The sequence below is a fragment of the Corynebacterium sp. KPL1824 genome, assembly GCF_000478095.1.
GTDB classification, from domain to species: Bacteria; Actinomycetota; Actinomycetes; order Mycobacteriales; family Mycobacteriaceae; genus Corynebacterium; species Corynebacterium accolens.
The window spans coordinates 1,019,299-1,041,774 of sequence record NZ_KI515750.1 but is presented as its reverse complement, the minus strand read 5'-3'; the positions used below and the strand labels follow the sequence as shown (position 1 = coordinate 1,041,774).

Annotated in this window: 17 protein-coding genes; 12 read left to right on the top strand and 5 right to left on the bottom strand. The window is 60.5% G+C overall.

What is annotated here, in order from left to right; genetic code table 11:
* Positions 1–19 precede the first annotated feature (19 nt).
* A complete protein-coding gene (locus tag HMPREF1267_RS11100; RefSeq protein WP_023029302.1) occupies positions 20–835 on the top strand; it encodes a carbon-nitrogen hydrolase family protein in 816 nt (271 codons plus the stop codon).
* Here the strand turns inward: HMPREF1267_RS11100 and HMPREF1267_RS11095 are convergent.
* Positions 832–2,070: an FAD-binding oxidoreductase gene (locus tag HMPREF1267_RS11095; RefSeq protein WP_023029301.1), complete on the bottom strand. Its 1,239-nt coding sequence runs from the start codon at positions 2,068–2,070 to the stop codon at positions 832–834. The two genes, HMPREF1267_RS11100 and HMPREF1267_RS11095, sit on opposite strands and share 4 nt — an antisense overlap.
* 112 nt (positions 2,071–2,182) lie before the next feature.
* Entirely contained in the window at positions 2,183–3,526 is a 1,344-nt protein-coding gene (locus HMPREF1267_RS11090) for an NAD(P)-binding domain-containing protein (protein ID WP_023029300.1), read from the bottom strand.
* A 131-nt stretch (positions 3,527–3,657) separates the two neighbouring features.
* On the opposite strand from HMPREF1267_RS11090, the gene HMPREF1267_RS11085 reads away from it, so the two are divergent.
* From HMPREF1267_RS11085 to fbaA, 8 genes are all read left to right on the top strand, one after another.
* The gene (locus HMPREF1267_RS11085) at positions 3,658–5,034 is read left to right on the top strand and encodes a sodium/glutamate symporter (RefSeq protein WP_023029299.1); all 1,377 of its coding nucleotides are present in this window, start codon (positions 3,658–3,660) and stop codon (positions 5,032–5,034) included.
* Between the two features lie 309 nt (positions 5,035–5,343).
* Positions 5,344–7,899, top strand: coding sequence for an ATP-dependent chaperone ClpB (clpB, locus tag HMPREF1267_RS11080; protein ID WP_023029298.1), 2,556 nt, complete (start codon positions 5,344–5,346; stop codon positions 7,897–7,899).
* Between the two features lie 44 nt (positions 7,900–7,943).
* A complete protein-coding gene (locus HMPREF1267_RS11075) occupies positions 7,944–8,801 on the top strand; it encodes a sulfurtransferase (RefSeq protein WP_023029297.1) in 858 nt (285 codons plus the stop codon).
* Between the two features lie 70 nt (positions 8,802–8,871).
* The gene (locus tag HMPREF1267_RS11070; protein ID WP_034667262.1) at positions 8,872–10,938 is read left to right on the top strand and encodes a hypothetical protein; all 2,067 of its coding nucleotides are present in this window, start codon (positions 8,872–8,874) and stop codon (positions 10,936–10,938) included.
* A gap of 77 nt (positions 10,939–11,015) precedes the next feature.
* Positions 11,016–11,570, top strand: coding sequence for an orotate phosphoribosyltransferase (gene pyrE, locus HMPREF1267_RS11065; protein ID WP_023029295.1), 555 nt, complete (start codon positions 11,016–11,018; stop codon positions 11,568–11,570).
* 4 nt (positions 11,571–11,574) lie between these two features.
* Positions 11,575–12,303, top strand: a complete 729-nt coding sequence (locus HMPREF1267_RS11060; protein WP_023029294.1) for a TrmH family RNA methyltransferase — start codon at positions 11,575–11,577, stop codon at positions 12,301–12,303.
* Between the two features lie 53 nt (positions 12,304–12,356).
* Positions 12,357–13,562 (top strand): glycoside hydrolase family 76 protein, encoded by a 1,206-nt coding sequence (locus HMPREF1267_RS11055; RefSeq protein WP_023029293.1) that lies wholly within the window; start codon positions 12,357–12,359, stop codon positions 13,560–13,562.
* A 173-nt stretch (positions 13,563–13,735) separates the two neighbouring features.
* Positions 13,736–14,770 (top strand): class II fructose-bisphosphate aldolase, encoded by a 1,035-nt coding sequence (gene fbaA / locus HMPREF1267_RS11050; protein ID WP_023029292.1) that lies wholly within the window; start codon positions 13,736–13,738, stop codon positions 14,768–14,770.
* Between the two features lie 310 nt (positions 14,771–15,080).
* Here the strand turns inward: fbaA and HMPREF1267_RS11045 are convergent, their stop codons facing one another.
* Entirely contained in the window at positions 15,081–16,139 is a 1,059-nt protein-coding gene (locus HMPREF1267_RS11045; RefSeq protein WP_232215142.1) for an HNH endonuclease signature motif containing protein, read from the bottom strand.
* A 177-nt stretch (positions 16,140–16,316) separates the two neighbouring features.
* On the opposite strand from HMPREF1267_RS11045, the gene HMPREF1267_RS11040 reads away from it, so the two are divergent.
* Positions 16,317–17,531, top strand: a complete 1,215-nt coding sequence (locus tag HMPREF1267_RS11040; RefSeq protein WP_005284997.1) for an aromatic acid exporter family protein — start codon at positions 16,317–16,319, stop codon at positions 17,529–17,531.
* 123 nt (positions 17,532–17,654) lie between these two features.
* Here the strand turns inward: HMPREF1267_RS11040 and HMPREF1267_RS11035 are convergent, their stop codons facing one another.
* Positions 17,655–18,470 (bottom strand): hypothetical protein, encoded by an 816-nt coding sequence (locus tag HMPREF1267_RS11035; RefSeq protein ID WP_034667260.1) that lies wholly within the window; start codon positions 18,468–18,470, stop codon positions 17,655–17,657.
* Positions 18,471–18,558: 88 nt separating this feature from the next.
* Here HMPREF1267_RS11035 and HMPREF1267_RS11030 point away from each other — a divergent pair, with 88 nt between their 5' ends.
* Complete coding sequence (locus tag HMPREF1267_RS11030) at positions 18,559–19,851, top strand: adenylosuccinate synthase (protein WP_023029289.1); 1,293 nt, start codon at positions 18,559–18,561, stop codon at positions 19,849–19,851.
* A 195-nt stretch (positions 19,852–20,046) separates the two neighbouring features.
* Here HMPREF1267_RS11030 and HMPREF1267_RS11025 read toward each other — a convergent pair whose 3' ends face one another.
* Complete coding sequence (locus HMPREF1267_RS11025; protein ID WP_023029288.1) at positions 20,047–20,400, bottom strand: hypothetical protein; 354 nt, start codon at positions 20,398–20,400, stop codon at positions 20,047–20,049.
* 1,105 nt (positions 20,401–21,505) lie between these two features.
* Here HMPREF1267_RS11025 and HMPREF1267_RS11020 point away from each other — a divergent pair.
* Positions 21,506–22,476, top strand: a 971-nt coding sequence (locus HMPREF1267_RS11020) for a VaFE repeat-containing surface-anchored protein (protein ID WP_198012005.1), incomplete at its 3' end; no start/stop codon positions are given.

Sequence of the window (22,476 nt, the reverse complement as noted above, 5' to 3'; positions counted from 1 at the left end):
CTGCACTAAGTTGGGATTTATGAAAGTAGCAGCAGTGCAATTGACCTCTACCGGCAGCATCGAGGACAACCAAGAACTCGCCCTGGATAAAATCCGCGAGGCCGCGGCGGCGGGCGCGCGCCTTATCGTGCTGCCCGAGGCCACCTCGCAGAACTTCCGCTCGGGCCGCCTGGACGAGCAGGCGCAGAACCTCGAAGGCTCGTTCGCCACCGCGATTCAGGAAGCGGCGGAGGAATTGGAGGTCACCGTCGTAGTCGGCATGTTCTGCCCAGCCGATACCATCGAGCGCGAGGATAAGACCATCAACCGCGTATCCAATACCGCGCTCGTCGCAGGCCCCGGCGTGCTGGGCGGCTACGAGAAAATCCACACCTACGATGCCTTTGACTACCGCGAATCCGATACGGTGCAGCCTGGGGAGTCCTTGGTGACCTTTGACGTCGATGACCTTACCGTCGGCGTCGTGGTTTGCTACGATATCCGCTTCCCGGAGCAGTTCAAGGATCTCGCGCGCGAGGGAGCGCAGCTCATCGTCGTGCCCACCAGCTGGGCGGATGGCCCCGGCAAGCTGGAGCAGTGGCGCCTGCTCACGGCGGCGCGGGCGCTGGATTCCACCAGCTATATCCTCGCCGCGGGCCAATCCCGCCCGGGCGGCAACGCGGAGGCCGGTTCCCCCTCGGGACCGACCGGCATCGGGCACTCCACCATCGTCGATCCCAACGGCGTGCGCGTGGCAGAAGCCGGCTACGAAGACGAGATCCTCTACGCCGATATCGACCCGCACGAAGTAGCGAAGACGCGCCGCTCCCTGCCGGTGCTAGAACTCAACGACTAAGACTGCGCCGCATAATCCTCCGGCAGCCACTCCCGGTCGCGGCCCCAGCTGTGGCTTAAGATCCACTGCTTGCCGATGCCCCTTTTCTCCAATCCCTTCCTTCCTTCCGCTACCTCCTCGGCGCTGCCGAAGAGGGCAAAGTAGGTGGGCGTGCCTGTGGATAACTCGGCCTCGTTGACTACTACATCGGTCGGGTCGGGGGAGAGGGTGTGGGTGGCGGCATCGGCAAGCGGCTGTGCCCCCAGCAACCACGGGTCGTTTTCTTGCCGGATGATGCGGCGCAGGCTGAGATCGGGGTAGAGGGCCGTAAGGTTCTGCTGGAAGTGCGTGTCATAGTGCGCGCCGGGGCTATCCGCAACGGCAAAAATCTGCAGGTCCAGGTTCTTCGCGAGTCCCTCCTCGCCCGCATCCGCGGCCTGGCGGGCCGCCAGCGCCAAGCACCGCGCCGCCGCCCAGCCCGTGCCATAGGCTACGATGACCAACCTGCCGCCGCGCAACGCGCGCAGGTCCTGCCAGATGGACCCGGTGGGCCGGCCCAAAGTCCACCAATCGCCCGGCTTGGTATGCGCAAGCGACCGCGAAGCCGCGCCCACCGCGGCGACGTGGAAGACCAGCTGGCCGGTGGCATCGCTTGGCTGAGCTGGGGTGAGCATGCGCCACTGGCCGGGAAGGTACTGGGTGGTGACGGGGAAATACTGCCCCGGCTCGAAGTCGGCGGTCATTCCCGCCTCGACGCGAATGACCGCGGTTTCGCGCGTCGGCCGCTCCACCGCAACCACCTGCCCCGAATACGCCGGCGCCTCCCCAGCCAGGTCCGCCTCGCGCGCCGCGGTGGCCATCTCCGCGCAGACCTCGTGGATGACGGCGCAGGCGAAGTCGTATTGGTACCGCGTCAGCGCCAATACCCGCAGGCCTTTGATGAGCGCCTCCTTGAAGCGTGCATACACCTCTGCCGGGAAGCCGTGCCTGCGGTGATCGCGGCCGAGCTGCGCGATTTTCTCCCGGACGGCCTCAGGCAACGCAGCTCCAACCCCGGACCCCGCCTTCGTGCCGGCGCTGCTGGGCTCCGCGTGTTCAATCACCCACGCCAATGCGTGCACCATGGACCGGTGGGTGTCCTGCATAGAAAGGGAAAAGACCTGCCGCGCCTCCGGCACCATGAGGAAAAACTGCTCATGCACCGCATCGCGGTAGTCGTCTGCGTACTTTCGGAAGTGCTCGCCCAATTCCCACATGTTTTCCCATTCTAGTGTGCTTGCTTGCCTCTATTTCGCACTTTCACCCCGCGCCTGCCTTTTGGTGGGGAGCGGCGCCCGCTCCATCGGCGCCTGCTCTATCGTCCCCGCGCTACAGTCCCAGCACCTTCATAACCTCGCGCGCAGCCAAGCGCCCAGCCCGTGTCGCTCCCACCGTCGAGGCAGTCGATCCATATCCGGCGAGGAAAACCCGCGGGTTCGCGGCAGGCGAGACCTCGTTGCGCATGACAATCCCGCCCTTGCGCGAGCGCAATCGCAACGGCGCCAGGTGGTCGAGTACCGGACGAAAACCGGTATTCCAAAAGATGACGTCCACCGCCAGGTGCGTGCCCGCCGGGTACGGCTGCCATGCCGCCCCGCTTTCCGATGCCCCCACAAACCCACCGCTCACAGCACCGTCGCCGTCCGCCACCGTCTCACAGTGCGCCGTAGATTCATCGCTCGCCGCAGTCCTGCCACCCGTGGCCGCCCCGTCGCTCGCCGCAGTCCTGCTGCTCGTCGCAGCCTCGCCAAACCGCACGCCGGTCGCATCAATGGCATTGAACATGCCGCGCGAGACCAAAACGCCGCGCTCGACTGCATCCAGGTATTCCTGCCAGGGCGGAATCCCGGTGGTCGAGACCACCGAGGCCGGTGGATTGCCGCTAAAGACCCGCTCGCGGACCTTCTTTTCCACATCCAAACCCCACTGCTTATCGAACTCCGTGTCCGTAAAATCCGGTGCCCGCCGCGTGGCCCAAGTGGTTTGCGCGATGCCCTCAAGCTCCAATAAGAACTGCACCGCGGATAGCCCACCGCCGACGACCAATACGTGCTGGCCTGCAAAATCCTCCGCCGCCGAATAGTCCTTGGTGTGCAGTTGGCGCCCGCCGAAACTGCCGATGCCCGGAATATAAGGAATATACGGCCTATCCCACGTGCCAGTGGCGTTAACGATGGCGTCCGCGGAAAACTGCTCGCCGGACTCCAACGTCACGAGAAACGCGCCGCGCGGCTCGGGCTCGTCGTGCGAGGCGTGCGCACCGCGTGGCTCGTCTGGGTTCTCTGTTGCGCGCTCATCGCGCGGGCCGAGCGCGCCGTGGAGATTGCGCGCGCTGTGCGTGCCGGGCAGGGGGCGGACGCTGCGGACGCGCGCTGGGCGGTAGGGCCGCAGCTGAAACTTGTCCTCGTAAGCGCCGTAGTAGGAGGCGACTACTTGGGAGGCGGGGGAGGAGGCATCGGCAAGCGGGGCGGGCATGCCCGGCAGATCCGCGATGTTGTGGGCCTTGCCCAGCGTCAGGGAATCCCACCGGTGACGCCAGGCGCCGCCGGGGGCGGGGTTGGCATCGATAAGCAAAAAGTCTTGGGCGGGGATAAGCCCGCGGGAGGTGAGCTGGTGGGCCGTCGCCAAGCCTGCCTGGCCCGCGCCGATGATGATGCTGAGGTAGTGCTCCACCGTGCCATTGTAGCGGGGGTGAAAATCCGCCGTATGTTGTGGCTCACTACATGATAGGTAATGTACTTTTTATCTGCGAGCTCTCTACAAGTGAGCGGCCTGTCATAACTGCACAGCTAGAAAGGATTCCCATGGAAGATTTTTCCGCTTATACCCTCATGCTGGACGTGGGTTGGATTTCCTTACTCATGGTCATCGGCAATATTTTGCGCCACCAAGTGAAGTTTATCTTCCAGGACTTATTGCTGCCTGCCCCCATCACCGCCGGCCTGATTGGCCTGCTCGTCGGCCCCAACGTGCTGGGCTGGATCAACTTCTCCGATAACCTCGGCGATTACACCTCCATCCTCATTGCCGTGGTCTTTGCCTCGATGGCGTATTCCATGGAAGTCGGCGGCAACATGGGCAAGGGCGCGCGCAATATGTGGGGCTTTTCCACCATGATGTTCACCGGCCAGTGGGGCCTGTTCATCGTGCTCGGCCTGCTCTTCTTCGCCCCGGTCTTTGATACCCCCAACTGGTTCGGCATGATGCTGCCGGTTGGCTTTACCGGTGGCTTCGGCACGGCCGCCGCTGTGGGTGGCGCGCTGGAGGGCGTCGGTGCCGAGGCGGCGTCGTCGTTGGGCTTTACTTCTGCGACCGTCGGCACGCTGGCCGCGATTATCGGCGGCGTTATTGCTGGTAACTGGGGTATCCGTAAGGGCAAGGTGTCCTACGTGCCCAAGGAGCTGCCGGAAGAGATTCGCCGCGGCTACATCAAGAACCTGGCTGATCGCCCCTCCCTTGGTCGCGCCACCACCAACCCTTCTTCCATCGAGCCGCTAGCGCTGCACTTCGGCTTCATCATCCTCACGGTCATGACGGCGTACGGCGTCAATAAGGGCATTTCCAGCATTTGGGAAAATGTTTCCATTCCGCTCTTTGCGATGTCCATGGTTATCGGCCTCATCTTCCGCGCCATCATGAACTTCGTCGGTGCCGAGGATTATCTGGATAAGGATTCCGTATCCTCCATCTCCGGTGCTGCTACCGACTACCTCATTGCCTTCGGTGTGGCCGCCATCGTTCCTGCTGCTATCGCTTCCTACTGGCAGGCGCTGCTGGTGCTGTTTATTTTGGGCACCATCTTCTGTAGCTTCTTCCTGATGTGGTTCCCCGCCGAGTTCTTTGGCGAGCGTTGGATCGAGCGCGGCATCTTCGGCTGGGGCTGGGCGACGGCCACCGTGGCTACCGGCATCGCCGTGCTCAAGATCGTCGACCCGAAGCTGAAATCCGGCACGCTATCTGAATACGGCATGGCCTATATCGGCTTCGGCCCGTTCGAGATTTCGTGGACCATTATCGCGCCGATGGCTGTGATGTACGGATTTACCGGCGCGTTCGGTGCCGTCTCGCTGGCCATTTCCATCGGTGTGTACCTGACATTCAAATTCATGGGTTTGCTTCCGCCGCGCGGCACGATTTTCAAAGAGGGCATCGGCCACGTGGGCCAGAAACAAGAAACTTAGCCTTCGCCAAGCCGCTCTGAAAATGCCGCTCTGAATAAGCCGGGCTCCCACACTTTTTTGTGGTGGTCCGGCTTTGTCGTGCCATGGCCCCAGCACCGCTAAAACTCCACCGCGCTCTTACTCCCTGCACCGTTAGAACTCCGATAGGGATTCCATGGCGTTGCGGGAAAGCTGTGGGGCATAAAACAGGAAGTTGAGCCGGGTGGACTCAAAAAATTTGGGTTGAGTGGAATAGGCTCAACTTTATGTGCGTTATACCAAGTGAATCCTTAAAATGGACGAATAAATCTTAGAAGGAGAAACGTACACATGAGTTCTTTTAACCCCACCACTAAAACACAAGAGGCGCTGCAGGAAGCCCTGCAGACTGCGTCTGCGAATGGCAACCCGGATATCCGCCCGGCGCACCTGCTGGCGGCTATCCTTGGGCAGGAAGGCGGCATCGCCGCGCCGGTACTCAAGGCCACCGGCGTTGACCCGGATACAGTGCTGAAGGAAGCGCGCGAGCTGGTTAACTCTTATCCCAGCGCCGAGGGCTCCAATATGTCCAACCCGCAATTCAACCGGGATGGCTTAAACGTACTGACCAAGTCGCAGGAATTGGCGGGCGAGCTTGGCGATGAGTTCGTGTCCACCGAAGTCCTCCTCGCCGCTATCGCCGGTTCGAAGACCGACGCCGCCGAGTTGCTGACCGGCCGCGGCGCAACCTACGACGCCATCAAGGGCGCCTTCCCCTCCGTGCGCGGGGCCGCCAAGGTGACCTCGGAGAACCCGGAGGACCAATTCCAGGCCCTGGAAAAGTATGCCACCGACCTCACCGCGCGGGCGCGCGAGGGCAAGATCGACCCGGTCATCGGGCGCGATCAGGAAATCCGGCGCGTCGTCCAGGTGCTCTCGCGCCGGACGAAGAATAATCCGGTGTTGATTGGTGAACCGGGCGTCGGCAAGACTGCGATCGTCGAGGGCCTGGCCCGGCGCATCGTGGCTGGCGACGTCCCCGAGTCCCTGAAGGGCAAGACGCTCATCAGCCTGGACCTCGGCTCCATGGTCGCCGGCGCCAAGTTCCGCGGCGAGTTCGAAGAGCGCCTCAAGGCGGTTCTGGATGAGATTAAGCAATCTGAGGGCGAAATCATCACCTTCATCGATGAGCTGCACACCATCGTCGGCGCCGGCGCTACCGGCGAAGGTTCCATGGATGCCGGCAACATGATTAAGCCCATGCTGGCCCGCGGTGAGCTGCGCCTCGTCGGTGCAACCACGCTGGATGAGTACCGCAAGTACATCGAAAAGGACGCCGCCCTCGAGCGCCGTTTCCAACAGGTCTATGCCGCAGAGCCGTCCGTGGAAGACACCATCGGTATCCTGCGCGGGCTCAAGGAGCGCTACGAGGTGCACCACGGCGTGCGCATCATGGACTCCGCCTTGGTGTCTGCAGCGGAGCTATCGAATCGCTACATCACCAACCGCTTCCTGCCGGACAAGGCCATCGACCTAGTCGATGAGGCCGGCTCCCGCCTGCGCATGGAAATCGACTCCTCGCCGCAGGAAATCGATGAGCTCGAGCGCATCGTTCGCCGCATGGAGATCGAGGAGCTCGCGCTGAAGAAGGAATCCGACGCCGCTTCCAAGGACCGCTTGGCCGCCCTGCAGGGCGAGCTCGCGGACCAGCGCGAAAAACTCGGCGAGCTCAAGGCGCGCTGGGCCAACGAGAAGAAGGCCATCGATGACGTGCAGGATATTAAGGAGGAACTCGATGATCTCCGCCGCCAAGCAGAAATTGCCGAGCGCGACGGCGACCTCGCCCTAGCCTCCGAGATCAACTACGGCAAGATCCCGCCGCTGGAAAAAGACCTGGCAGCAGCCGAGGAAAAGGCCGCCGCCCAGCGCAACACCATGCTGGATGAGGAGGTCAGTCCGGATACCATCGCGGAGGTCGTCTCCGCGTGGACCGGTATTCCCGCCGGCAAGATGCTGCAGGGCGAGACCGAGAAGCTGCTGAACATGGAATCGGTGTTGAGTGAGAGGGTCGTCGGCCAGCGCGAGGCCGTAACTGCTGTGTCCGATGCCGTGCGTCGCTCCCGTGCGGGCGTGGCTGACCCCAACCGCCCGACCGGCTCCTTCCTCTTCCTCGGCCCTACCGGCGTGGGTAAGACGGAGCTGGCTAAGGCGCTGGCGGACTTCCTCTTCGACGATGAATCCGCCATGGTGCGCATCGATATGTCCGAGTACGGCGAGAAGCACTCCGTCTCCCGGCTCGTCGGTGCCCCTCCGGGATACGTCGGCCACGAAGCCGGCGGCCAGCTCACCGAGGCCGTGCGGCGTCGACCTTATACGCTCGTGCTTTTCGACGAAGTGGAAAAGGCCCACCCCGACGTCTTCGACGTCCTCCTCCAGGTCCTGGATGAGGGGCGGCTTACCGATGGCCAGGGGCGCACCGTCGACTTCCGCAATACCGTCATCATCTTAACGTCCAACCTGGGCGCCGGCGGTACGAAGGACGAGACGATGGAGGCCGTGAAGAGGGCGTTTAAGCCGGAATTCATCAACCGCCTCGATGATGTGGTGATGTTCGAGCCGTTGTCGGAGGAGCTGCTGCGCGGCATCGTGGACATCCAGCTGCGCGGTCTCACCGAGCGCCTGGCGGCTCGTCGCCTGACGCTGCAGGTATCTGATTCCGCGAAGTCCTGGTTGGCCGACCGCGGCTATGACCCCGCCTACGGTGCCCGCCCGCTGCGCCGGACCATCCAGCAGGCTATCGGTGACAAGCTGGCGAAGAAGCTTTTGGCTGGCGATATTGCCGATGGCGATACCGTCCACGTCGACGTCGCCGATGGCGGTGCGGAGCTGGATATCTCCGCTCGCTAAATTACCGGGCGAAAAATAATGCTCATGCCTTTAGACTGGAAGGCATGAGCATTTTAGTTTCCCCGCAGGAACTCAAAGAATCCATCTACCACGGCGATCGTTTCACCCTCCTCGGCACCCACTGGCAGCCCAAGACGGGCCAGAGCTTCATCGACTTTGCATCCCAGCACATCCCCACCGCGCTTTTCGGCGATACCGGCGCGGCCTTCGTCGGCCTTCCCGGCTCGCGCAATGGCCGCAACCCGCTTCCCGACGAAGACAAGCTGCAAGCCTGGATCCGTTCTTGGGGCCTGCAGGAAGACCGCCCCGTGGTGGTCTATGACGAGGGCCGCGGGCTGTTCGCCGGCCGCGCGTGGTGGACGCTGCGCTGGGCAGGCCTGACGGATGTGCGCATCCTCGACGGCGGCTTGGAAAACTGGCTCGCGCACGGTTACCAGACTCTCACGGGCCCGGGCAATATTGCGGTTGGCTCGACGTTCGAGGTCACTCCCGGCCAGCTACCTACCGCCACGATCGATGACGTCCGCAAGCATGATGGCGTGCTTATCGATACGCGCTCCAGCAACCGCTTTGCCGGTCGCCGCGAAAACCTAGATTTGAAGGCAGGCCACATCCCCGGTGCGGTCAATATTCCCGAGCGCCTCTTCCACAACGATGGGGTGCGCACGTTGAAGTCCCCGGATGAAATCCGTGAGGTGCTGGCCGCGGCTGGGCTGACCCAGGAAAACACCAAGGATGCAATCATCTATTCCGGCTCGGGCAACCACTCCGCGCTTGCACTCGCAGCGATGGAGGACGCCGGATTCACCGGCCTGCGCCATTACATCGGCGGTTGGTCGCAGTGGTCTGCAGACCCGACCAACCCGGTGGAACGCGGGGATAGGACTTCGGTTAACGATTAATCCCAATTAATCGCTCCGACTCCGACTGGTACCGGCACCGTGGGGTGCCGGTACCTATTATTATCGGGAGATGATGGCTTCTTTACTCCTGATTTTCGCGCTCGTACTCGGCATCGCCGGTGGCTTTTTGCTGTACTACGACCGCACGCAGCGCGCCACCGATGCCCAGCGAGATACCGCATCCCAGCAGGACACCGATTTCCACCACGACACGGATACCCAGCGGCAGGACACCGCTGCAGGCGATTCCGATAATTCGGCGGCGGAACAATCTCAAGGCGAGAAGCCCCAACACAACGGGAAAGACCAGGACGCCCAAGGAGACCAGGACACCTGGGTAGAATTGGGCACTCGGGAAGACCAGGGCGCGCCCTTCCGCGCAGCTACCGACACTGATCGCACGGACCACACTGACCACACGGACGACACTGACCATGCTGACGGCAGTGACGAGGATGCCGAAGGCGCCCCAGAAACCGTAGGCACCCCGGACGCCAAAGTGGTCGCAGAGCCTGAAGGTGAAGCCGCTGCTGAATCCTCCTCCAGTTTCGCGGCAAAGTACTCGCCGTCCCCCGATATTGAATCCGATTCTTCCTCCGCTACCTCTTCAGGGCGTCACCATCGCACTGCAGACGATGCGCACCGCAGCGCCAGCGACACCCGCCGTGCCAGCGAGTCCGAAGCTCTTTCGGAAAATGATGTCGTAAAGGGCAACACAACCGACGCCACAACCGCAGGCCCTGCATCCGGCGCAGACGGTGCCGGCAGGGCCAGCAGCAACGGCAGTATCGACAGCAACGACAGCAACGACACTGACGGCACTAACGAGAGCGTCGACAGTGCTCACACCGCAGGCAACACTGAAAAGGCCGCGGAAACTGGCGCAGGCTCTGGCATTCACCCTGCTGCGGACTCAGCTGAAGATACGGAATCGGATGCGGATGCCTCCTCCGACGAGGCGGGCCAGAAGGGAACTGAAGAGCAACCGGAAGCTCACGCGAAGCCTAAACCTGTGGGAAGGCCGCGGCCGCTTATCCCTGGCACCATTCGCCGGGAGCGCAAGAACTGGGCGGAAACCCGGGGCTTTGAGTACATGAAGTCGGACCAGTACCTTGTCGATGAATGGACGAGAGGAGTCGCCTCCTCTGGCGCCGCGCCGAAAGACATCGTCGCCGGCAACGTGTACGGCCACGAAATGCTGCTGATGGATATCGACGGCGTCAATGTGATGGCGATGAGGACGGGGGCGGCATCGGATGTGGTCATTGATTTCCAGCGCTTCGACAGCCAAGAGCCCGAGATGTCGGAGGACCTGCTTTTGGCCATGAACATCGAGGGGTTTGAGGTATATTCCTCCGATCGCGGCGTGACGGAGCGGATGGTGGACGAGCGCGTGCGCATCGCGCTGCAGCGCATGCCGGAAGTGGTGTCGGCGCTGTGGCTGGAAACCGAGTGGGTTTTGGCGCAAACCACCAAGCATTCGCGCACCGCGGATTGGGAAGCAATGCTCCCGCCCTTGGCATTGCTTGCCGATGCCGCCCGCGTCCTCCCACCCCGCTCCTCCTCCGTGCACACCATTCACCTCGAGGACCTAGACCCAGCCAGGGAAATTCCCGCCGCGCCTGTGGTTGAAGCAGTGGGAGGCACAACGTCGGTGGGACAGCCGGAGTTTTCCCGGCCGGTGATCCAAAGGCCGGAGGAACCATTGGATATGCCGTCGCGCACGTACTCCGAGACCCGCGGCCCGGTTGAGCACACGGCGATTGGGGCGGACGAGGTCGATGCCATTGCCGATGGCAATGAGCGCCCCACCCCCGATTCAGGCGCCGCCCGCCTGCCGCGCCGGCAATTCGGGGAGGCTTCCATCTTCGGTGACACTTTTGGCAGCGCTTTTGGCGGCTCTTTCAGCGGCGGCCTCGGCGATGCCTCCCCAGGCCCGGGCAAAGACGCGGCGAAAGATATGACCAAAGACGCGGCCAAGAACGCGGCCAAAGACGCGGCCGAAGGTTCAGCCGAAGGCTCGTCCACGGGCCCATCCAGAGATTCTTCTCGAGGTCGTTCCAGAAACACCAGTGGCCCAGCCGCTGCACGCGATAAAGACCGCCAGGACGAGTCGGGGCCGCGGCAGGGGGAGTAGCCTAGAATGTTGCGTTGGCCCACATAGCCAGGACTTTCCTCATATGCCGAAGAAAACTCTAAAGAAGGAGCAATGCGATGACTGAAGTGCACCTGCAAGAAGACAAGAAGAAGCGTCTCGCGGAACTGGTCAAGGAGCTTGCCGTTGTGCACGGCAAGGTGACTTTGTCCTCGGGCAAAGAGGCCGATTACTACGTTGATTTGCGCCGTGCGACCTTGCACCACGAAGCCTCCCGCCTCATCGGATCCTTGCTCCGCGAGCTCACCGCCGATTGGGATTTCGCGGCCGTGGGAGGCCTCACCCTTGGCGCGGATCCGGTAGCGACCTCCGTCATGCATGCCGATGGCCGCGATATCGACGCCTTCGTCGTGCGCAAAGAAGCCAAAAAGCACGGCATGCAGCGCCGCATCGAGGGCACGGATGTGACCGGAAAGAAGGTGCTGGTCGTCGAGGACACCACCACGACCGGCAACTCGCCACTCACGGCAGTCGCCGCATTGCGCGAGGCCGGAGCAGAGGTGGTCGGCGTGGCTACCGTCGTTGACCGCGCTACCGGCGCCGAGGATGTCATCTCGGCCGAGGGCCTTGAGTACCGTTCCCTGCTTGGCTTGGGTGACCTTGGACTCGCGTAACGAGATGGACCAGGACGCGCAGACTGGGCAGGGCGAGAGTGCTGCGCAGCAAGAGCAGCAAGAGCAGCAAGAGCGGCCCGAGGAGGCGAAGGGGCCGACCGAATGGAATGAGGGCCGGCACGGCGTGGGGCCCTGGGAAGGGCCCTGGCCGGAAGGCCCGGAGGCGGACAAATACGATCCGGAGCTGCTGCGCGAGGGCGACCGGCGCAATGTCGTCGACGCGTATCGGTATTGGCGGAGGGAGGCGATTAAGGGGGACATCGATAAGCGGCGGCATAGCCTGCATATCGCCATCGAGAACTTTGAAAATGACGCCAATATCGGCACCGTCGTGCGCACCGCTAACGCCTTTGCCGTCGATACCGTCCACATTGTGGGGCGGCGCCGGTGGAACCGCCGCGGCGCCATGGTGACAGATAGGTATCAGCATCTGCGGCATCATGAGAGCGTCGATAAGCTTATTGCCTGGGCGTCTGAGGAAGACCTCACGGTCGTGGCCATCGATAACACCCCCGGTTGCGTGCCCCTCGAAACCGCCGAACTGCCGGAACGCAGCTTGCTGCTATTCGGGCAAGAAGGGCCCGGCGTCAGCGCCGCCGCGCAAGACGCCGCCCTGATGACCTGCTCCATCGCGCAATTTGGCTCCACGCGGTCCATCAACGCTGGCGTGGCCGCGGGCATCGCCATGCATGCCTGGATCCGGCAGCACGCCGATCTGAACAATTCCTGGTAAGAGATCGTTACACTAACTGTAATAAACCTTGCTACTGGAGTGATAAAGAAAACGTGGAAGAAAAGTGGGCCCACCGCGCCGAACTCGCGGAAACCGCCATCGATGAGCGCCATGCGCATTCCGTATGGGGCCTGCCGCGAACCAACCTCGCCATCGTCAGCTGGCCGCCCACCACGAAAGAAAAGCTCCTCGTGCACTGGCACTACTGGTGGCAAGCGCACTACCTCGACTGCCTCGTCGATGCCGCGGAGCGGAAGAACACCAAGGTCCTCCGCCAGCGCATCCTTGACACCACGCGCGGGATTCGCGTCCGGAACCTGACGCAGCTGACCAAGAATAAGTACTTCGATGACAAGGCCTGGCTCGCGCTTGCTTTCGGGCGTGTGGGCGAGGTGAAGAAGATGAAACCGCCCAAGGCATTGGCATCTTTGCAGCGCAATATCACCGAGGGGCTCGATGATTCGCTGGGGATATTGCCGTGGCGCGATGGCGAGAACTTCATGAACGTGCCGGCTAACGGGCCCGGAGCCATCATGCTCGCGCGGATGGGAGATATCACCGCGGCCCGCCGCATCGTTGACTGGGTCTACGACAATTTGGTCAACGAAGACGGCTTCATCATGGACGGCGTGCGCATGCGCATGGATGGCCCCGAGATCGTCAAACAAGTCCACCCGTACTGCCAGGGCGTGATGCTCGGGGCATGCCTGGAGATTGTGTTGGCGATGCGGGAGGAGTCGAGCATCGGCAAGCTGGAGCAGATCGACAGCGTTTACGAGGCCGAACTGGCCTCCGAGATGATGAGCTACATCATCAAGATTCGTGGCCTGGTGCAGGCTATTGCCTCCGGGATGGCGACTCCCTCCGGCGTCGTGGATTGGGAGACCGGTGATGGTGACGGCGGCCTGTTTAAGGGTATCCTGATGCGCTATCTTGCCGATGTCGCCGTGCGCCTGCCCGGGGATTCGCCCGCCAACCGGGCTACCAAGAAGCTGGCGACCCGGATGGTCGTGGCGTCTGCCGAATCCGTGTGGGAGCACCGGCTCGAGGTTGATGGCCTGCCAATTTTTGGCTCTGACTGGACTGCCGATGCCCGGCTTCCCCACAACTACGGCTTCGGGCACACGACCGTGAGTGAAAAGATGGGCATTATTCGCGTGGATGAGCGCGACCTATCCGTGCAGCTGTCTGGCTGGATGCTGTTGGAGGCGTGCGCCCGGGTGGCTCGTGACCTGCACGAAAAGTCGGGCCGCGCTTAACCTCGCCGTTGATCATTTCGCTGCGGGGTTTGTTGTGCGGGGCGCGGCATTGTGAGAGTTAAACTGTAAACACAGGAAATGTCACAGAAATTTTACGGCGGGATTCCGGAAATGTGGGCATAATTGGCTGTTGGAACGTGTTTGACCGCAATCCCAGTTAAGGATGGAATTTCATGCCAATTGCAACCCCCGAGGCGTATAACCAGATGCTGGACACCGCGAAGCAGAACGGCTTCGCGTTCCCGGCCATCAACTGCACCTCATCTGAAACGATCAACGCAGCACTGAAGGGCTTTGCCGAGGCAGAGTCTGACGGCATCATCCAATTCTCCACCGGTGGCGCAGAGTTCGGCTCTGGCCTCGCGGTCAAGAACAAGGTTAACGGTGCTCTGGCGCTAGCCGCTTTCGCACACGAGGCTGCGAAGCACTACGGCGTTAATATCGCCTTGCACACCGACCACTGCCAGAAGGAAGTTCTGGACGATTACGTTCGTCCGCTGCTGGCCATCTCCCAGGAGCGCGTTGACCGCGGCGAGAATCCCCTTTTCCAGTCCCACATGTGGGACGGCTCTGCTATTCCGATCGATGAAAACCTGGTCATCGCCCAGGAGCTTCTGGAGAAGGCGAAGAAGGCACACATCATTCTCGAGGCAGAGATTGGTGTTGTCGGCGGTGAAGAAGACGGTGTCGAGGCTAAGGCCGGCGATAACCTGTACACGACTCCGGAAGACTTTGAAAAGACCATCGATGCCCTGGGCACCGGCGAGAAGGGCCGCTACTTGTTGGCCGCTACCTTCGGTAACGTGCACGGCGTCTACAAGCCGGGCAACGTGAAGCTGCGCCCCGAGGTCCTGCTGGAGGGCCAGAAGGTTGCGCAGAAGAAGCTCGGCCTGAGCGAGGGCGAGCACGCCTTTGACTTCGTCTTCCACGGCGGCTCCGGCTCCGAGAAGGAGAAGATTGAAGAGGCGCTGCGCTACGGCGTCATCAAGATGAACGTGGACACCGATACCCAGTACGCGTTTACCAACCCAGTGGCCCGCCACATGATGGAAAACTACGACGGCGTGTTCAAGATTGACGGCGAGGTGGGCAACAAGAAGGTCTACGACCCACGCTCCTACCTGAAGAAGGCAGAGCAGGGTATGTCCGAGCGCGTCATCGAAGCATGCCAAGACCTCCACTCCGTGGGCAAGACCACGACCAAGTAGGATGAGCCTAAACTAGGCACGACGAAGTAGCCGCTTCTCCCCTCTGTGGGAGGCGGCTTTTCCCTATTTCTGGGCCTATCCCTGGACCTATCTCTTAGTCTGACTGTGGGGCGCGAGCATGTGGCGGGGCCTTTGCCGGAGATGAGCCAGTCAAGCTATGCCAGCCAGGGCAGTCAGGTAAGCCAGATCAGTCAGATAAGCCAGATTGGGAAGAGTAGGCAGAAAGGGAGGCTGGCCAGGCCACGTGGAGACGACGGACTCAGCGATCTCGGTGGACTAGGCGGACCAGCCGGACTGGGTGGGGTGAGGGCTAGGGGGAACTCCTTGTTGGGCGTGGTGAATGGGCAGGCGAGGGGATAAATCGCGGGTTACCGCTCCACGGCGGGATCCAGGCGATGCGGCCCTCGATGCGGACCATGCGGCCGCGGGCGGTGGGTCGGGAATCATCATCTTGATTTACCGCATTGTGATGGGCACAGAGCGTTACGAGGTTTTCTTGGTTCGTGGGACCGCCGGCGGCCCAGGCGGTGAGGTGGTGGACTTGGGCGTCATCGGCAGGCGTGGAGCAGCCGGGCCACGCGCAGATGGGATGCTCCGCGCGGGCTAGCATGCGCTGCTTCCAGCTGGCCATGCGCTCGGTGCGATACAGATTTACCGCTCCGTGCTCGGGGTGGACCAAGCTGACGTAACCGCGCTGGGCGAGGGTGCGGGCCACTAGCTGGGCGCCGGACATACGCGCGCCGTTGGAAAGCTGAAGCATGATGTCATCACCCTGGCTAGCAGTGATGCGATCTAGTTGGTCAAGGGTGATGATCACGTTGGTGTGCACCGCGGGGAGTGCGCCGGGATTGCCCTCGAGGATTACCTGCTTGGCTGCGGCGAGCGGGTTTTCCTTATCCACGGAGGCGAGAACGCCTTTGATATCTGCGATATCGGTGGGATCTGCGGTGATGGAGATGGTGTGGGGACCATCGGGGCGTCGGGTATAGCGCACGCCGTGGGAGGGACGCTTGGCGGGGTTGAGCTGTTTGAGGCGCTTCTTTGCGATCGCCGGAATCAGGTGGGCTTCTGCGCGGCAGAGCTCCAGGCGGAGGTCCCAACTGCGGTTGGTGTCTTTAACGCGGTGGGCGAAAGACTCGATGCTTTCAAGCACTGCGAGGTCGTGGCCGCGGGAACGGGCGGCCTCGCAGGCAAGGCGCTGCTTGCGGCTATTGGAAGTGCGGCCGAAATAGGTGTGTTGCAGGCGGGCGAGTTGCGCGGCGAGGAGCTGGCTGGCGCCGGCCTTGATGAGCTCTTGTTCGGAGCATCCCTGAAACTCGGCGACGAGGTCCACACCGCGACGGCAAAGTTGCAAAAATTCTGTGTTCACGACTCCTGACCGTAAAAGCGGCACGGGTACACAGCAATGGATGTGCAAGGCGAAACGGCAAATCTGTGGAATTCTCGCGCTGCGGGGGTCGCTGGGGCGCGCAATTAGCGCGTTATCCACAACCTGGCGCGGGCCGGGATGCGGACGCACGGGGGCGGTGGTAGAGGGAGGTCTTCTATGCTGGAGGTCATGTCGGAAGCGAAACAAAGAGTCTCAACGAGGCAAATGCTGCGGGTGGTGGACCGCTCAGTAGTATCGCGCCTGCAACGCATCCGTTCGCGCTTCGTTTATATAATCCAGGCCACCGTGGGTGCCGCATTGGCGTATTGGGTGGCAAGCTCCGTCGTTGGGCATCCGCAGCCGTTCTTCGCGCCCATCTCGGCCGTCATCATCCTGGGGCTTTCGGGCGGGGACAGGATGAAAAGGGCGGTGGAGATGTCGCTGGGCGGCATTGTCGGCGTGGCCTTGGGTGATCTGCTCTTCCAAGTGGTGGGGCAGGGCCCGTTCCAGATCCTGTTCATCGTGGGAGCGGGCCTGGTGGTGGGGTCCTTTATTACGAAATCGCCGCTGGTATCCAACCAGATTGTCTTTGGATCCATCCTTATTGCCACGATTTTTCCGCCCACCGAGGGGCCGGGTGGCCTGCACCGGGCCATCGACGCGATGATTGGTTCCGGCATTGGGCTTATCACGATCGCGCTTATCCCTAATTCGCCGTTGAAGGAGGCTCGGCGCGAGGTGTCGAAGGTGCTGAGGATTGCCTCGAGCATTCTTAACGACGTCACGCATGGCATCCGCGATACCAATCCCGAGATCATTCGCGACGCCCGCGATGCGGTGCGCGGCACGCAAAATGACGTGAATACGCTGTTGAGCGCGGCGCAATCGGGCAGGGAGGCATCGGAAGTATCGCCGCTTTTGTGGACCTCGCGCAGGAATATTCGGTCCCTGGAGCGCATCCTCTTGCCGGTAGATAACGCGGTGCGCGGGGTGCGGGTGCTTTCGCGCCGCGCGCTAGTGCTTACCGAAGACGGCGATACCGTGTCCGATAAGCAGCTAGAGCTCCTAGAAGAACTATCAGAAATTATCCTCGCGGTGGGAGAACTCTACGGCCGCCAAAAGCGGGATCACGACGAGGCGATAGAGATACCCGAACTCGTACAGCGGCTGCGATACGTGGGCGGCCAAGCGGGCATGGATCTTATCGAAGAGGACGCGACGCTTTCCGCATATACGATCCTCGCGCAGACGAGATCCATCGTTGTGGACATGCTCATGGTCTGCGGGCTTTCGCGCGAGTCCGCCGTCGCGCACTTGGTTCCTACCTCTACGCACCCGGCGTTCCCGCCAGAGGTGTGGGAGCGTAAAGATAAGCAAAAGGGGCAGAATTAGCAGGACCTCGCCCGCATATCCGCCGAGCGGGGCGCTTGCCGAGTTGCGCGAGCTGAGTCAACCGAGGGCCGAGTCAGCGGAGACGGGGTGAGCTGGCTGAACCGGCGTGAGCTGCGAAGGAGGCTAGGGGCGCACGACTTGGAGGTCGCGCAGGTGGCGGTAGAAGGTGACGCGGGTGAGGGGGCGTTTGTGGGGGATGGCATCGACAAGCACGCGCAGCTGGGGGCCGCCCGCCTGGACGGCGCGGCCGGTGTGGACGGAGTCTGGGTCGAGGCGGCCGGGCTTGCGCAGCAGGGAGCGCAGGCGACCTTCGGGCTCGACTGGAGAGGTTGCGCGGGCCGCCAGGATGCCCGGGGCGTCGGTCATGGGGACCAGCCGCGCGCCGAAAGTGCGGCGGCCGGAGGCAGCGAGGGTGTCATCATCGATGATGATTTCACCGGTAAGCGGGCCATTGGACCAATCTGAGATGGTTGCTGAGCCGGCGACGGCCTGGCCGGAATCGTTGCGGATGAGCGGCACCGGGCGAACTGGGGCGGTGCGGGCGAGCTCGAGGGCCTCCTGCGGCGCGGCGGGCAGGCCCCAATTGGCGGCGGCGGCCGACTCGCCCGTGGGGATGAACGCTACCTCGGCCCACAGGTTATCGGCGCGCATGAGCCGGGTGATGACGGCGTTGAGCGCCGAATCCGAGCCCGCGACGACGACGCGCAGGCGGTCCTCTAAGTAAGGCTCCTGCGGGGCGGCGGCAGGGGCGCCGAGGTGGCGGACATCGGGCTGCGCGGCGATCTCGTCAAGCGAAGGCGTGGGGTCGTGGGGGAGGAGGTTGGTGGCGGCGGCATCGATAAGCGCGAGCTCCTTGCGGGAAGGAACGGCCGAAAGATCATAGGCCTCTGCGGGCAAATCAACGCCGGGGGTGCCGCAGCGGAGGAACAAAAAACGCATGCACAACATGCTACGTGGGCTATTGCGGCCAGAAAAGTGTAAGGTAAATGCGTATTTTGGCTTCAATAATGAGGAAGTGACTTAAAAGATGGCAGCGATCGTCATTGTCGGCGCCCAATGGGGCGACGAAGGCAAGGGCAAGGCTACCGATATCCTCGGCGGGAAAGTTGACTACGTAGTCAAGCCGAACGGCGGCAATAACGCCGGGCACACCGTCGTGGTCGGCGGTGAAAAATACGAGCTGAAGCTCCTGCCCGCCGGGATTCTTTCTGAAAACGCCACCCCCGTGCTGGGCAATGGCGTGGTGATTAACCTCGAGGCGCTCTTTGATGAGATTGATGGCCTGGAAGCGCGCGGGGCGAATGCCTCCCGGCTGAAGATTTCCGCGAACGCGCACCTCGTGGCGCCGTACCACCAGACCCTCGACCGCGTGCAGGAGCGCTTCCTGGGCAAGCGCGCCATCGGTACCACCGGCCGCGGCATTGGGCCGACCTACGCCGATAAGGTCGCGCGCATTGGCATCCGCGTGCAGGATGTTTTCGACGAGTCCATCCTGCGCCAGAAGGTCGAGTCCGCGCTAGAGATTAAGAACCAGATGCTGGTGAAGATGTACAACCGCAAGGCCATCGAGACAGAGCAGATTGTGGAGTACTTCCTGAGCTACCGTGAGCGCCTGCGCCCCATGGTTATTGACGCGGAGCTCGAGCTCAACCAAGCGCTTGCCGATGGCCAGAACGTACTCATGGAGGGCGGCCAGGCCACCATGTTGGACGTCGACCACGGTACTTATCCGTTTGTGACTTCCTCGAACCCGACTGCGGGTGGGGCTTCGGTTGGCTCTGGCATTGGGCCGACGCGGATTAAGACCTCGTTGGGTATTATCAAGGCCTATACCACCCGCGTGGGTGCCGGCCCGTTCCCCACGGAGCTTTTTGATAAGTGGGGCGAGTACCTGCAGACCACCGGCGGCGAGGTCGGCGTGAACACCGGCCGCACGCGCCGCTGTGGTTGGTACGATTCCGTGATTGCTCGCTACGCCACGCGCGTAAACGGGTTTACGGATTACTTCTTGACCAAGCTCGATGTGCTGACCGGCATTGGGGAAATCCCTATTTGCGTGGCTTATGACGTCGACGGCAAGCGTTATGACGAGATGCCGGTTACCCAGTCCGAATTCCATCATGCCGAGCCCATCTTTGAGACCATGCCCGCGTGGGATGAAGACATCTCCGAGTGCACCACCTTTGAGGAGTTGCCGCAGAAGGCACAGGATTACGTGCTGCGTCTTGAGGAACTGTCCGGCTGCCGCATCTCTTATATTGGCGTCGGCCCAGGCCGCGACCAGACCATCGTGCGCCACGATGTCATGGAGGACCAGTAACGCTAATCCTCATAATCCTGTGCTTACACAAGCACCGGGTGAGGAAGCTTTACATAAGTAGCAGCTCATAGCGCGCGGGTTCGTGGGCTCTAGCTGTGAGCGGATAAAAGCAAAAGGGGAGCGAGGTGCCGTGGTCAGGCGCCTCGCTCCCCTTTGTTGGATCCTCGGATACTACCGGAAGCCGTATGCTTAGCTTTAATAAGCGGCAGTCAGGTTGTCGTAGCCGTTGCTCTTCAGGGCGTTCAGCACGCGATCCATCGCTGCCTGGTCGGTGCCCGGGTTATAGGTTTCCGGGAAAGTCAGGTGCGCGCTGTGGCTATCTTTGAAGTCGATGTTCACAAACTCGTGTCCAACTTCCTGCGTGGCAAGTGCAAGTTCGCGTTGCACTGCCAGCTTTCCACTCTCCAGGATCTGCGCGGACTGCTCGGTTTCGGCCGTCTGGGTTACCTCGGGTTCAGCAAGCTGATCCTGGGCATCGACGGGGCCGAGGCTACCTGCTAGCGGCAGAAGAGCAGCAACGGCGGTTGCAATAAATGACGAAATTGACATGTTTGGTCCTTTCTAAAAGTCTATTCTCTTGAACCGAAGGAAATAGTAGCACTTAAACAGTGTGTTAACGGTGCGACTTTAAACTTGTTATTCGTTCCATTAATTTTCATAGCTATTTGGGATACGTAAAATTAATGCAAAGCTTATTCAGAGAGGGGTATCTTGGCGTTTTCTGTAGATAGATGTGGCATTGGCTATTTAAAGATAGATCTATGGATTGCAAGGATTGCTTTTGTCTCAGGTCCAGTTAAAGGGTGGGGACGCAAGCGGAAAGGTTCCTTCTGACCCTGTTCGTGGACACTAACGAGCGGAAGTGGTGGCACGGAGTACTTGAGGACTTTCTAGTTAGGTGGAGAAAGTTTTTAAAATGCCTGCACGCATTTTTTAGCCAGTGCAATTTTTGAGGTTTGCAATCCGTTCCAAAATGTGATCTATGCAACATTTGTAAAGATGGTTTAGATGTGTTTGCTCTGGTGCACAGGCGACTGGGAGAAGTGTGGGCATAATTGCGAACCAATCGAAGTGAAGACATATCGAATGTATGGTCGCATGTGGGGAGGTGTGCTCAATTAGCGATTGAATGCGCTGTTTGAGTGTAGGTTGCTGCGAAAGTGCTGGTCAATATGGTTCGCGGTTTTTAAACTGTACCGACAAGGGTGAGTGGAAAAGTGAATCAGTTCGTAAAGAGCAGCACAAATAGGAGGGTTAAATATTTACTAAGTCTGTATAAATATGCCAGTTCGCAGCAAGTTAGGTGAATATCATTTATCGAACATAGGTGTTTATGTATGTAGATAAGTCCTTTTCTATATTTCTAGAATTTTTATTAGCTAGTGCAAGAAATATATTGATATATCATAATTGTGATGGCGAGTTTATTCTGTGGAATGGGGTCGACTGGTACTCTTCCAAGCGCACAATTGAGGGCAATCAATATGTTTTAAAGACAGCGAATGCTCACTGTGTATTTAACTTTCACATTTAAGTTCTATGTAGCTACTTCTAGGACTGTGGAGGAAGACATTGTAGGAATGGATCCTTTTAAGGGGATGAAATGAGTGGAACGAGAGGTCTATCTCGAAAAAGACGGCATATCTTAACCACGGTGTTTGTTGTAGTTGCGGTAATTGCAGCGATGATCAACGTTCCATGGATGAAAGCAAATGCTAGAGAGGCGGCTCCTAGTTTTGAGCCAAATCTAACGTTGGGTAACAACGAGACGAAAAATGGAAAATCAGGAACGGACCCCAATTATGGGTTCCTGGTTTGGGCTGGAGAACCTGCGCAAGGGAAAACGAAACCAAACTCTGAAAATAACGTTGGATGGGCGTGGTGCCTCGAACCAGAAGCGCTAAACCCTTACAACACAGAGCGGTTGTACGATCATGCAAATGCAGAGCAACTTAGTGTTTCGCCAGAATATCGCGACGCAGCGATCAATGTTGCTGGCAAGCTACAAAACGCTGCCATGCAGAACAACTCCAAGGAAGCTGTAAACTATTACGTTTATCTTGCGACTCTGCTGGGTGACAAGGATTTGAAGCAATCACTTGGTTTGTCGCAAAAGGTATTTGCTTCCACTATTACTGGCTCAAGGGCGCACTCTCTTGGGGTTAACGACACCAGTCAAGTGGTCTCCAAATTTACAGGGAGCCATGAAGAGTTCAGGGAACTTACTGGGTACAAGATTGTAAAAGACGATGGTCCAGTCATCCTGAAGAAAGATTCATCGGTGCAGATTTCTGAACAGCCCGAAGATGCTTACATCACAGTGGTTCGTGCTGCAGGTGGTTCAGGGAACAAAGCGCAAACTATCATGCCAGTAGATCAACCAGGTCTGCCTGGTAATAGAGAAAAGCCTACGGACGAGGAAACCCCTGTTCCTGACGAACCTGCTACACCGACTCCAGTTCCGCCGAGCTCTGAACCGTCTGAGAAGACTCCGGAGCTCTCGACGAATGCTGATTTCGCTGAGGGGTCCCATGAGGTTGTTGCTAACTCCACTGTGGTCGATACCGTTACTTACGAGGGCTTGGTTCCAGGTAAGCAGTACACCCTGTCTGCTGAGCTGATTTC

Excerpts from the sequence above, each read along its gene's own strand:
- HMPREF1267_RS11100 (WP_023029302.1), top strand. The coding sequence starts at position 20 with ATGAAAGTAGCAGCAGTGCAATTGACCTCTACCGGCAGCATCGAGGAC.
- HMPREF1267_RS11095 (WP_023029301.1), bottom strand. The coding sequence starts at position 2,070 with ATGTGGGAATTGGGCGAGCACTTCCGAAAGTACGCAGACGACTACCGC.
- HMPREF1267_RS11085 (WP_023029299.1), top strand. The coding sequence starts at position 3,658 with ATGGAAGATTTTTCCGCTTATACCCTCATGCTGGACGTGGGTTGGATT.
- clpB (WP_023029298.1), top strand. The coding sequence starts at position 5,344 with ATGAGTTCTTTTAACCCCACCACTAAAACACAAGAGGCGCTGCAGGAA.
- HMPREF1267_RS11075 (WP_023029297.1), top strand. The coding sequence starts at position 7,944 with ATGAGCATTTTAGTTTCCCCGCAGGAACTCAAAGAATCCATCTACCAC.
- HMPREF1267_RS11070 (WP_034667262.1), top strand. The coding sequence starts at position 8,872 with ATGATGGCTTCTTTACTCCTGATTTTCGCGCTCGTACTCGGCATCGCC.
- pyrE (WP_023029295.1), top strand. The coding sequence starts at position 11,016 with ATGACTGAAGTGCACCTGCAAGAAGACAAGAAGAAGCGTCTCGCGGAA.
- HMPREF1267_RS11060 (WP_023029294.1), top strand. The coding sequence starts at position 11,575 with ATGGACCAGGACGCGCAGACTGGGCAGGGCGAGAGTGCTGCGCAGCAA.
- fbaA (WP_023029292.1), top strand. The coding sequence starts at position 13,736 with ATGCCAATTGCAACCCCCGAGGCGTATAACCAGATGCTGGACACCGCG.
- HMPREF1267_RS11040 (WP_005284997.1), top strand. The coding sequence starts at position 16,317 with ATGCTGGAGGTCATGTCGGAAGCGAAACAAAGAGTCTCAACGAGGCAA.
- HMPREF1267_RS11035 (WP_034667260.1), bottom strand. The coding sequence starts at position 18,470 with ATGCGTTTTTTGTTCCTCCGCTGCGGCACCCCCGGCGTTGATTTGCCC.
- HMPREF1267_RS11030 (WP_023029289.1), top strand. The coding sequence starts at position 18,559 with ATGGCAGCGATCGTCATTGTCGGCGCCCAATGGGGCGACGAAGGCAAG.
- HMPREF1267_RS11025 (WP_023029288.1), bottom strand. The coding sequence starts at position 20,400 with ATGTCAATTTCGTCATTTATTGCAACCGCCGTTGCTGCTCTTCTGCCG.